The sequence below is a fragment of the Caulobacter sp. GW821-FHT09B11 genome (assembly GCF_059418205.1).
Map to the genome: position 1 here is coordinate 125,813 of NZ_JBWKPK010000014.1, position 10,079 is coordinate 135,891.

Consider the following 10,079-nt stretch of genomic DNA (forward strand, 5'->3'; position numbering starts at 1 on the left):
CTACATGAATGTCATTTACATCGATGTCAATTGAAAAGACCGCCACGCGTCGTCGTCGACGCCTGCCCGAGGAGGCGCGCCGTGAAGCGCTGACCTCGGCGCGCGCCCTGCTGCTGTCGGGCGGGCCCGACGCGGTGACGCTGTCGGCGGTCGCCGGCGAGATCGGCGTGACCCACGCCAACCTGATCCACCACTTCGGATCGGCGGCCGGATTGCAGTCGGCGCTGATGGCTTCGATGGTCGCCGACCTGACCCAGGCCCTCGATGTGGCGGTCGCGCGCCTGCGCACCGACGAGGGCGCGCCGCTGGAGCTGGTCAACGCCGTGTTCGACGCCTTCTCCACCGGCGGCGCCGGCCGTCTGGCCGCCTGGATAGCGCTGTCGGGAGACCTCTCGCACCTGGAGCCCGTGCGGGCCGCCGTGCAGAACCTGGTCGACGCGATCAGCGACAAGATGGGCGTTCAGGACGCCCAGGCCCGCCAGGGCATGGGGGCGGCTGTTCTCTTCATCGCGCTCAGCGCCTTCGGCGAAGCCCTGATCGGCCCGCCCCTGCGCGACATGCTCGACCAGCCCGACGACGCGGCCCGCCGCGTCGTGGCCAGCCTGCTGCCGCGGTTCCTGATCACCAAGCCGGCGGCGACCTAGGGTCCGGCATGACCCGTTTCGTGCTCGCGGCGCTGCTGGGCGCCGTTCTGGTCGGCCCGCCCGCGCTCGCCCAAGACGCGCTCGCCCGGCCCGTCGAGCGCCGGGTGGCCCTCACCTTCGACGACCTGCCCTATGCGGGAAGCATCGGCGAGCGCGACGGCGAGCTGTCGCCGGCCCAGGTCGCGCGCCTCAACGCCCGCGTCCGCGCCACCTTGAAACGCCATTCGGCCCCGGCGACGGGCTTCGTCGTCGAGCAGACGGCCCAGGCCCTGGGAGGCCAGGCGCGGCCCGTACTGAAGGCCTGGACCACGGGCGACCTCTCGCTAGGAAATCACAGTTACTCGCACGCCGACACCAATGGGCTTGATCTGGCGGGCGTCGAGCAGGAGATCGTCCGCGGCGAGGCCACGATCCGTCCCTTGATGAACGAGGCCGGCAAACCCCTGCGGTTCATGCGCTTTCCGATGAACCACACCGGCGAGACGCGGGAGAAGCGTGACGGGATCGCCGCCCTGCTCGATCGGTTGGGTTACGAGCCCGCCGCCTCGACGATAGACACCTCCGACTACGTGTTCGAGCGGGCCTATGGCGCGGCGCTTCGGCGGGCCGACAGGCGATGTGCGGCCAGGATCCGCCGGAGCTACCTGGCCTATTCGGCCGTCCAGATCGACTACTACGCCGCGCTCGACGCCAAGGTGCTGGGCTATGCACCGTCCGAGGTCGCCCTTCTGCACCTCAACCGCATCAACGCCGACACTCTGGACGATCTGCTGAAGCTATACCGCGCTCGCGGCTATCGCTTCGTCAGCCTGGAGGAGGCGCAACGCGATCCGGCCTATCGACGCAAGCCGACCTTCGTGTCGCGCTTCGGACCGATGTGGGGATACCGCTGGGCGCGCGAGAAGGGCCTCAAGGTCAACGGCGCCGAAGAGGCCGAGCCGCCGGCCTGGCTGGGGCGCTACGCCGACAGCGAACAAGCCCGGTGCGGAGACGAGGCCGGCTGACCGGTCGCCTCCGCCCTTGAGCCCGCCCTAGAACCTCCAGCTCAACGCCGCGCCCCAGGTCCGCGCCTTGCCGGGGAAGCGGACCACGGTGTTGGCGTTGCTGCTAACGGCGGTCCAGTAGTACTCGTCGGTCAGGTTGCGACCCCACAGCGAGACCTCCCAGCCGCTGTCAGGCGATGAGATTCCGACACTCGCGTTCAACAGACCATAACTGTCGATGGCGAACAGCGGATTGCCCTCCAGGTCGGCGCTCGACTTGTCCTGCCAGCGACCGTTCAGCGCCGCCTGCAGCTTCAGGCCGCTGGCCAGGTCGTGGTCGAACAGGGCCGTCAGGCCGCCCTGGAACTTCGGACTGTATAGAAAGGGCCGCCCATCGAAGGTCTGGGCCTGACCGGCGGCGTTGATGCCGGTGTAGCCCTTCACTTCGGTGTGCAGCCAGGTCGCCGAGGCGAGGAAGGTCAAGGACCGCGTGGCGCGCCAGGTAATGTCGCCGTCCAGGCCCCTCGCCTCGCCTTCCGGCACGTTGGCCAGGCGCGACAGGGCCGTATAGATCGGGTCGGCGAAATACACGCTGAGCTGCTTGTCGGTGTAGTCGTAGTAGAAGACGCCCAGGTTGGCCTGCACCCGGCGGTCGAACAGCGCCGCCTTCACGCCCAGCTCGTAGGCGGTCAGCAGTTCCTGCCGCGCCGGGGCGTTCTGGGTCGAGATGTTGGCGGCGTTGATCGGGGTCGCCCCGGCCTTGGCCCCGCGCGAGATCGAGCCGAACACCAGCACGTCGTCCGAGGCCTGCCAGTCCAGCGCCACGCGCCAGGCGAAGTTGTCCTCGTCCAGCGTCGACTTCACGAAGCCGAAGCTCGCCGTCGCCGGGTTGAAGGTGTTGCACGAGCCTTGCGTGATCGGCGCCACCAGGCCGTAGACGCCGAAGAACAGCGCCCTGTTCACGACGTTGACGTTGGGCAGCATGTTGCCGTTGAAGTCGCGCGAGCAGCCCACGTAGTCCTGCTTGTCCTGGCTGTAGCGCAGGCCGACGGTCAGCTTGAGCTTCTCCGTCAGCTGACGGTCGGCGTTGGCGAACAGGCTGGCCGTGTCGGTCTCGATATTGCCGATGTCCTCGTAGGTGCGGAACGCCTGGCTCATCTGCAGCGCCGTGTACCCGCCGCTGTTGAACGGCGTCGCCAGCAGGGTCGAGCCGTAGAAGCGGATCAGGCCGACATTGGCGTTCTGGCCCAGGATCGTGCGGTTCATGTCGAGGATCTCGTCATGCGCCACATAGACGCCGACCAGCCACGAGCCCTTCTCCGTCCGCCCCTCCAGCCGCAGCTCCTCGGCCGTGGACTCGATGTCGCCGTGCGCCTTCTGGACCAGGATCTCGTAGGGCGCGCCGCTCCAGTCGAACACCGCGTCGCGCTTCAGCCTGTTGTAGCTGGTCAGCGAGATCAGGCTGACGTCGTCCGAGATGTGCCACGAAAAGCGCAGCTTGGCGGCGTCGAAGCGGTCGTCCTCTTCGGCCGGGTCGCTGATTCCCAGGCCCGTGCCGGCGTCGGCGCCGCGCACCGACAGCGGCGCCCAGTCGGCCTGGGTCGACTTGGTCGGCTTGTTGTTCGTGACGTAGCTCACCAGGCCCGCCGCGTTGAACGGGCTGGCGGCCGTGGCCGGGGTGAAGCCGACGGCCTGGGCGGCCACCGTGTCGGACCGGTTGCGCCAGCCGGCGTAGGAGAAGTCCAGATCAACCTTCTCACTCGGCTGGGCCGCCAGCGACAGCCGCCAGCCCTGGCGATGCACCTCGCCCAGGCGCTCGTCGCGCGTATTGCTCTTCTGCCAGCCCTCGCCGCTGTGCTCGGCGCGGAAGGCGACGCGGGCCTGCACCTTGTCGCTTAAGGGACCGCTGAAATAGCCCTCGAGATTACGGGTCTCGTAGTTGCCGGCCTCCACCGTCAGCCCGGCCTCGAACTGGTCGGTCGGCTTGTTGGTCACGAAGTCGACCAGGCCCGCCGTGGTGTTGCGGCCGTAGAGCGTGCCCTGCGGACCCTTCAGCACCTCGACCCGCTCCAGGTCGAACATCGGGCCGGTGTTCATGAACGGATAGGCGTAGGCGACCTCGTCGACATAGGTGCCGACGGTCGAGGTGGCCGACAGGTTGATGGTGTTGAAGCCGATGCCGCGCAGCGTATAGGTCGGCACGCCCTGGTAGCTCTGGCTCACGGTGAAGCTGGGCGCGACGGTGGACAGGTCCTTGGGGTCGGTCACCCGCAGCTGCTTCAGGGCGTCGCCGCTGAAGGCCTGGATCGGCATGCCGATGTCGTTGGCCGCCTCCTCGCGGCGCTGGGCCGTGACCACGACGGTCTCGATGGCGTAGCTGTCCTTGTCATTCTGCGTGGGCGCCTTGGCCCCCTGCGCCCAGACCGGCGCCGCCGTCATCAGAGCCACCGCGGACACCCCTAGCGTCAGCGCGACACGAAGTCCTCGCATGCGAAACCTCCCTCCGGCCGCGCCTTCATTGGACGCTGGCTCTATCGGAGCGTGCGGTGGCGGGGAGGCTCTAACAAGCTATCGGAACTGATAGGGTCCTTCGAGGCTCGGCTACGCCTCGCACCTCAGGATGAGGAATTCAGTGCAGTGAGTCCCTCATCCTGAGGCGCCCGCAAAGCGGGCCTCGAAGGACGCAAGGCCTCTCACAGCCCCAGCACCAGCCGGGCGATGATGTCGCGCTGGATCTCGTTGGAGCCGCCGTAGATCGAGGCGGCGCGGTTGTTGAGGTAACGGGCCGCGGTCGTAAGGCCGGTCTCGGGACCCACGAAGGCCTCGTTCGCGCCCGCCTCGCGTGCTCTCGGCTGGTGCACGGCCGCGTAGCCGCCCAGGGCGTCCAGCGCCAGTTCGTCCTGCCGCTGCAAGGCCTCCGAGCCCTGCGCCTTCAGGATCGACGAGGCCGGCCCGGGATTGGTCCCGCCGGCGAAGGCGCTAAGCACCCGCCGTTCGGTCACGTCTATGGCCAGCGCCGCGATCTGCGCCTCGGCCAGCCGCCGTCGGTGATCGGGGTCCTGAGGCTCGACCTGGCCGCGCAGGCGCTCCAGTCCCGCCTCCAGCCCGGCCGCATAGCCCCCGCCCCGCTCGAACTCCAGCAGGTGCTTGGCCACCGTCCAGCCCTGGTTCTCCTCGCCCAGCCGGTCCAGCCTGGGCGTGCGAACGTCGTCGAAGAACACCTGGTTGACCTCGTGCTCGCCGGCCATGGTGACGATCGGATCGACCCGGATCCCCGGCCGGTCCATCTCGACCAGCAGGAAGGTGATCCCCGCCTGCGGCTTGCCCTCGGTGCTGGTGCGCACCAGGCAGAACATGTGCGTGGCCCAGTGGGCGTGGGTGGTCCAGATCTTCGAGCCGTTCAGCACGTAATCGTCGCCGTCGGCTACGGCCTTCATCTGCAGGGAGGCCAGGTCCGACCCCGCCCCCGGCTCCGAATAGCCCTGGCACCAGTAGTCCTCGCCCGACAGGATGCGCGGCAGGTAGCGGGCCTTCTGCTCGGCCGTGCCGAACCGCATGATCGCCGGCGCCACCATCCGCAGGCCCATCGGCGCCAGGCCCGGCGCCCCGGCCCGGGCGCATTCGGCGAAGAACACGTGGCGCTGGATCTCGCTCCAGCCCGGCCCGCCATGCTCCACCGGCCAGGTCGGCGCGGCCCAGCCCCGGGCGTGCAGGATCCTCTGCCACGCCAGGCTATGGGCCTTGTTGCAGAACACGCTGGTCATCCGCCGCCCGGCCTCGCGCAGTTGCGGCGTCAGGTTGGCGTCGATGAAGGCGCGCACCGCGTCGCGGAAGGCCAGGTCCTCGGCCGACAGTTCCAGATCCACGCCCACGCTCCGCTGTCACGTCGTCGGGGAAACTTGCGAAAGCCTGGCCCGGGTGCGCAAGCTATCGGAACCGATAGGGAAGAACGCCCGCATGACGGCGACCACGGCCCAGTCCTTGGGGGGAAGCGACGAGCGCCTGGCGCGGGTCATGGACCTGGCGTTGCGCGTCCGCCATCTCGGCGCCGAGATCGGCCTGCCCTACATCGCCGCCAGCGCCGATATCTCCAGTCCCGAGCCGATGCTCGGCCCGGATGGGCTCCCCTTGGCCGAGACCACCTTCGAGTGGCTGGACGCGGGCCTGCGCTACTGGCGCGACCGCTCGTTCGCCCTGCGCGCCCCGTTCATCCTGGCCGCCCGCTACGCCGCCGATCCGTTCTTCTATCACGAGGGACGCTTTTCCAGCTGGCGGCCCCTGCCCCGGCTGGAGGCCATCGCCGTGCGCGAGGCGGCCGAGGACTTCGGCGTCGCCGCCGCCATCATCGCGCCCGCCTACCTGACCGGCGGGGTGATCGGGGCCGTGGTCTGGGCCTCGGCCAAGCCCGTTCCCGACCTGCCGGCCCTCTACGAGGCCCGCGCCGACCAACTGCACGGCGCGGCCCTGCGCCTGGTGTCGGCCTATCGCGACGGGGTCGGCGACGACGCGCCCCTGGCCCGCCTGACCAAGCGCGAGATCCAGTGCCTGAAGTGGGCCGCGGCCGGCAAGACCGACGCCGACATCGGCCAGATCATCGGCATCTCCGGACCCACCGTCCGTTTCCACGTCCAGAACGCGGCGCTGAAGCTGCGCGTCGCCGGCCGCGCCCAGGCCATCCACCGGGCCACGGGCCTGGGCTACCTGGGCTCGGCCGCATAACGCCGTCGCGCGGAAACGCCTGCCCCGACACGTTTTGTCACGAACGCGATGCAAAGCCGCAAGGCGCTCTCTGCACTCTGACACACGTTCAGAGGCGCCCGTCGAACGAGGGATCGGTCGGCGCCGTTCGGGAGAAGACCATGAACAAGACCCGTAATCGCCTGCTGGCCCTGACCGTGATCGGCGGTTTCGCGATCGCCGGCGCCGCAGCCGCGGAAACGGTGAAACTGCCCGCCAAGCAGACCGCGCTGGGCGTCGAGCACTTCCACGCCAAGGCCCAGGTGCTGGATGATCCGCTCGACATCGAGACCGTCGTCAGCACCGAGCGCGGCTTCCAGACCGGCAAGGGCGTGTTCCGTTCGCCCTCCAACGACAACCACCTGCGGGCGGTCGTCGACAAGCGCACCGGCGCCACCCGCTTCGAGGTCCGCCAGACCCTGACCTACCAGGGCTCGATGCGCGGCTACGGCGAAGGCGCCGTGGCCTATCAGACCAGCGCCTTCCCGGTGCAGGCCCAGGTGACCAAGATCCGCGACAACGCCGGCCAGTGCTTCCTGTTCGAGGCGCCCGAGCTGTGCCGCGAGGAACTAGCCTTCACCGTCAGCGAGACCGAGCTGCGCAAGCTGGCCGCCGCGCCGTCGGCCTGGGGCTTCAAGTTCAAGTCCGACAAGGGCTACGAGCACCGCACGGCCATCACCCCGGCCGAGATCGCCGGCCTGCTGAAGGCCGTCGACGGCTACCGCGCCACCCTGCCCGCTCTTCAGGCGAAAGCCGACACCGCCGCGGGCGGCTGAATTCAGTATCCGGAGTTTCCAAGTCCCATGAAAGTCGTTGCGTTCCTCGGCCTGGCCGCGTGCCTGGCCGCCTCTCCCGCCGTCGCCGGTCCCGCCGGCCACGGCCTCACCCACACCGAAGCCGCCGCCCGGCAGAACCTCGCCAAGCGTACGGTGAAGATCCAGACGGCTTGCGCCGCGTCGGCGGCCAGCGCCGTCGCCGGCCGCCAGGGCGTGGCCAAGGCCAAGCCGCAGGACGGCCTGGTCCACGTGGTGTTCAACAGCGCCGCTGACGCCGCCGCCCACGAAGGCGCGGTGCGGGACGCCGTTTCGCAAGCCTGCCGCGCCGCCTAAGGCCCGGCCGACAAGACGGCCGCTCCGGCGGCCTGCCCTCGCGCGAGTTCCTCTTCCCCCGAAGTGCGCGCGAGGGCGCCTTACTTTTCAGCGAGCGACGAAGGTCGGCCGACTCCTGGTGGAAACCGGCGAAGAAACGCCCCTTTCGGCCTTGTTCACGGCGCCGTCGTTCCTAGATAGCCCGGACGCATGGAATCCTCAGGCCACGGAATGATCGCCCTGCAGCGCGAGATCGCTGCCGCCCCCGTCGCGCCGGTCGTGCTGATCGTCGAGGACGATCCGGCTCTGCGCACCCTGTTGATGCGCCTGCTGCGCGAGGAAGGCTTCCAGCCGCTCAGCGCCGCCCACGGGGCCGAGATGGCCCGGGTGCTGGAGACCAACAGCGTCGACATCATCCTGCTCGACGTCATGCTGCCCGGCAGCAACGGCTTTGACCTGTGCCGCAGCGTGCGCCGTGAAAGCGACGTGCCGATCGTCATGCTCAGCGCCCGCGACGACGAGACCGATCGCCTGATCGGCCTGGAACTCGGCGCCGACGACTATATCGGCAAGCCCTTCAGCCAGAAGGAGCTGATCGCCCGCATCCGCGCCATCCTGCGCCGGGCCCAGGGCAACACCCAGTCCAGCCAGCCGCGCGGCCACCAGCAGATGGTCTTCGCCGGCTGGCAGCTGGATCCCGGCCGCCGCGAACTCTTGTCGCCCGACGGCGCCTTCGTCGACCTGTCGGGGGCCGAGTTCGACCTGCTGCTGGCCTTTCTGTCGTCGCCCCAGCGGGTGATCGGCCGCGAGCGTCTGCTGGAGATGTCGCGCGCCCGCATCTCCGACGCCTCGGACCGCAGCATCGACGTGCTGGTCAGCCGGCTGCGCCGCAAGCTGGCGGTCAGCGGTCAGGCCGAGGCCCTGCTGCGCACCGTGCGCGGCGTCGGCTACATCTTCACCGCCGCGGTGGAGCGTCGATGAAGCCTTTGCGGCTATGGCCGCAGCGTCTGGTCGGCCAGGTCACCCTGGTCCTGATGCTGGCCGTGGCCCTGGAATTCGTCGGCAGCTCGATCCTGTTCGAGAACAGCCGGCTCTATCCCAATCGCGACAACCAGGTGCGGCGCGCCGCCGAGCAGCTGGTGACCGCCGAAGCCATCCTCGAAACCCGTCCCGAGCACGAGCGCGCGGCCCGCGCCGCCGGGCTGTCGGCCCGTCCCAACGAGATCGGCTGGACCGCCCTGCCGACCCTGGTCGATCGCGAGCGCGCAGCCGAGCGCAAGCTGAAGGACCAGTTCCGCGACGCCGAGCCCAGCCTCGTCCGGCGCGAACTGCGGATGAACACCGAGACCGACCACGCCCTGCCCCGCGACACCCACCTGAAGGTGGCGCTGAAGATGCGCGACGGCTCGTGGGTCTGGATGAAGACCAAGATCCGCGCCGCCCCCTGGGCCGTGGTGCTCAGCAGCTTCGGCTCGGCCTTCATCCTCGGCCTCGGCGTCATCGCCGCCGCCGCCCTGGTGCTGCGCAACCTCAGCCGGCCTCTTCGCGCTCTCGCCGAGGCCGCCGACAAGGTCGGCCAGGGCGAGCGCATGCGCGTGGCCGAGACCGGGGCCGGCGACCTGAAACTCGTCGCCAAGGCCTTCAACGCCATGCAGGACCGCATCGCCGGCCTGCTGCAGACCCGCACCGAGGCCCTGGCCGCCGTCGGCCACGACCTGCGCACGCCGCTGGCCCGCCTCAGCCTGCGCGCCGGCTTCGTCCAGGACGCCGCCGCCCGCGAGGCCCTGGAGGCCGACGTCGCCGAGATGACGGCCATGCTCGATTCGCTGCTGGCTTATCTGGGCGGCCAGGAAGATCCCGAGCCGCCACGCCGCACCGACATCGCCGCCATCGCCATGACCCTGGTCGACGACGCCACCGACGCCGAGCGCGAGGCCGCCTATGACGGCCCCGAGCACCTGCCGGTCCACGCCCGTCCGCTGTCGCTCAAACGCGCGATCAGCAACCTGGTCGAGAACGCCCTGCACTACGGCGGAGAAGCGCGCCTGAGCCTGGTCCGCGACGGCCGGCTGGTGATCCTGGCGGTCGAGGACAGCGGCCCCGGCATCCCCGAGGAAGAACTCGCCCATGTCCTCGAGCCCTTCCACCGCCTAGACAGCGCCCGCGCCCGCAACACCGCGGGCCTGGGCCTGGGCCTGACCATCGTCCAGCAGATCCTCAAGCGCGAAGGCGGCGAACTGGTGCTGAAGAACCGCCCCGAAGGCGGCCTGCGCGCCGAGGTCAGATTGCCCGCCCTGTAAGAAAGATCCTCCCCTCTGGGGGAGGCGGCCCGCAGGGCCGGAGGGGGGGAGTTTTCAGCTTCCGCAGGGCTGGCCGGTCTTTCCCCTCCAACCCACCCCCAACCACAAAACTCCGCCTCCCTCGCCCCCGTGGCGAGGGCCCATGCCGGCGACCGCTCAGACCTCGACCGTCTTGCCCAGGTCTGAGCAGGCTGAACGATGGATCCTGGGCACAAGGCCCAGGAAGGCGGTGTTGGGGTCGGGCGAGGGCGCGCACCGCAAGATCCTCCCCCTCTGGGGGAGGTGGCCCAGAGGGCCGGAGGGGGTCGGCGCCGCCTTCGGCGGGGG

9 protein-coding genes and 1 pseudogene are annotated in these 10,079 nt (G+C 69.7%); 8 read left to right on the forward strand and 2 right to left on the reverse strand.

From position 1 onward, the window contains the following. Positions 1 to 23: 23 nt before the first annotated feature. Both AC07N1_RS12505 and AC07N1_RS12510 read left to right on the forward strand, forming a co-directional pair. Complete coding sequence (locus AC07N1_RS12505; RefSeq protein ID WP_494672120.1) at positions 24 to 644, forward strand: TetR/AcrR family transcriptional regulator; 621 nt, start codon at positions 24 to 26, stop codon at positions 642 to 644. A gap of 8 nt (positions 645 to 652) precedes the next feature. Next, positions 653 to 1,648: a polysaccharide deacetylase family protein gene (locus AC07N1_RS12510; protein ID WP_494672121.1), complete on the forward strand. Its 996-nt coding sequence runs from the start codon at positions 653 to 655 to the stop codon at positions 1,646 to 1,648. 27 nt (positions 1,649 to 1,675) lie between these two features. Here AC07N1_RS12510 and AC07N1_RS12515 read toward each other — a convergent pair whose 3' ends face one another. After that, the gene (locus tag AC07N1_RS12515; RefSeq protein ID WP_494672122.1) at positions 1,676 to 4,117 is read right to left on the reverse strand and encodes a TonB-dependent receptor; all 2,442 of its coding nucleotides are present in this window, start codon (positions 4,115 to 4,117) and stop codon (positions 1,676 to 1,678) included. Positions 4,118 to 4,204: 87 nt separating this feature from the next. On the opposite strand from AC07N1_RS12515, the pseudogene AC07N1_RS12520 reads away from it, so the two are divergent. Next, positions 4,205 to 4,349 (forward strand): annotated as a pseudogene (locus AC07N1_RS12520) (hypothetical protein). On the opposite strand, the gene AC07N1_RS12525 reads toward AC07N1_RS12520, so the two are convergent. Next, on the reverse strand, positions 4,321 to 5,493 hold the full coding sequence (locus AC07N1_RS12525) for an acyl-CoA dehydrogenase family protein (RefSeq protein ID WP_494672123.1): 1,173 nt from the start codon (positions 5,491 to 5,493) through the stop codon (positions 4,321 to 4,323). The pseudogene AC07N1_RS12520 and the gene AC07N1_RS12525 sit on opposite strands and share 29 nt — an antisense overlap. Before the next feature lie 91 nt (positions 5,494 to 5,584). On the opposite strand from AC07N1_RS12525, the gene AC07N1_RS12530 reads away from it, so the two are divergent. The 5 genes from AC07N1_RS12530 (at position 5,585) to AC07N1_RS12550 (ending at position 9,752) form a co-directional block, all read left to right on the forward strand. Beyond that, positions 5,585 to 6,346 carry a helix-turn-helix transcriptional regulator gene (locus AC07N1_RS12530; protein ID WP_494672124.1) on the forward strand — a complete coding sequence of 254 codons (762 nt, stop codon included), beginning with the start codon at positions 5,585 to 5,587 and terminating at the stop codon, positions 6,344 to 6,346. A gap of 140 nt (positions 6,347 to 6,486) precedes the next feature. Further along, the gene (locus AC07N1_RS12535) at positions 6,487 to 7,140 is read left to right on the forward strand and encodes a hypothetical protein (RefSeq protein WP_494672125.1); all 654 of its coding nucleotides are present in this window, start codon (positions 6,487 to 6,489) and stop codon (positions 7,138 to 7,140) included. A gap of 27 nt (positions 7,141 to 7,167) precedes the next feature. Continuing rightward, on the forward strand, positions 7,168 to 7,473 hold the full coding sequence (locus AC07N1_RS12540; RefSeq protein WP_494672126.1) for a hypothetical protein: 306 nt from the start codon (positions 7,168 to 7,170) through the stop codon (positions 7,471 to 7,473). Between the two features lie 210 nt (positions 7,474 to 7,683). Further along, on the forward strand, positions 7,684 to 8,433 hold the full coding sequence (locus AC07N1_RS12545; RefSeq protein WP_487289305.1) for a response regulator: 750 nt from the start codon (positions 7,684 to 7,686) through the stop codon (positions 8,431 to 8,433). Next, complete coding sequence (locus AC07N1_RS12550) at positions 8,430 to 9,752, forward strand: ATP-binding protein (protein ID WP_494672127.1); 1,323 nt, start codon at positions 8,430 to 8,432, stop codon at positions 9,750 to 9,752. Before AC07N1_RS12545 ends, AC07N1_RS12550 begins: the two co-directional genes overlap by 4 nt. Positions 9,753 to 10,079: the final 327 nt, after the last annotated feature.

Bases quoted from the DNA above. Each gene is read 5' to 3' on its own strand.
- AC07N1_RS12505 (WP_494672120.1), top strand. From the start codon at position 24: ATGTCAATTGAAAAGACCGCCACGCGTCGTCGTCGACGCCTGCCCGAG.
- AC07N1_RS12510 (WP_494672121.1), top strand. From the start codon at position 653: ATGACCCGTTTCGTGCTCGCGGCGCTGCTGGGCGCCGTTCTGGTCGGC.
- AC07N1_RS12515 (WP_494672122.1), bottom strand. From the start codon at position 4,117: ATGCGAGGACTTCGTGTCGCGCTGACGCTAGGGGTGTCCGCGGTGGCT.
- AC07N1_RS12530 (WP_494672124.1), top strand. From the start codon at position 5,585: ATGACGGCGACCACGGCCCAGTCCTTGGGGGGAAGCGACGAGCGCCTG.
- AC07N1_RS12535 (WP_494672125.1), top strand. From the start codon at position 6,487: ATGAACAAGACCCGTAATCGCCTGCTGGCCCTGACCGTGATCGGCGGT.
- AC07N1_RS12540 (WP_494672126.1), top strand. From the start codon at position 7,168: ATGAAAGTCGTTGCGTTCCTCGGCCTGGCCGCGTGCCTGGCCGCCTCT.
- AC07N1_RS12545 (WP_487289305.1), top strand. From the start codon at position 7,684: ATGATCGCCCTGCAGCGCGAGATCGCTGCCGCCCCCGTCGCGCCGGTC.
- AC07N1_RS12550 (WP_494672127.1), top strand. From the start codon at position 8,430: ATGAAGCCTTTGCGGCTATGGCCGCAGCGTCTGGTCGGCCAGGTCACC.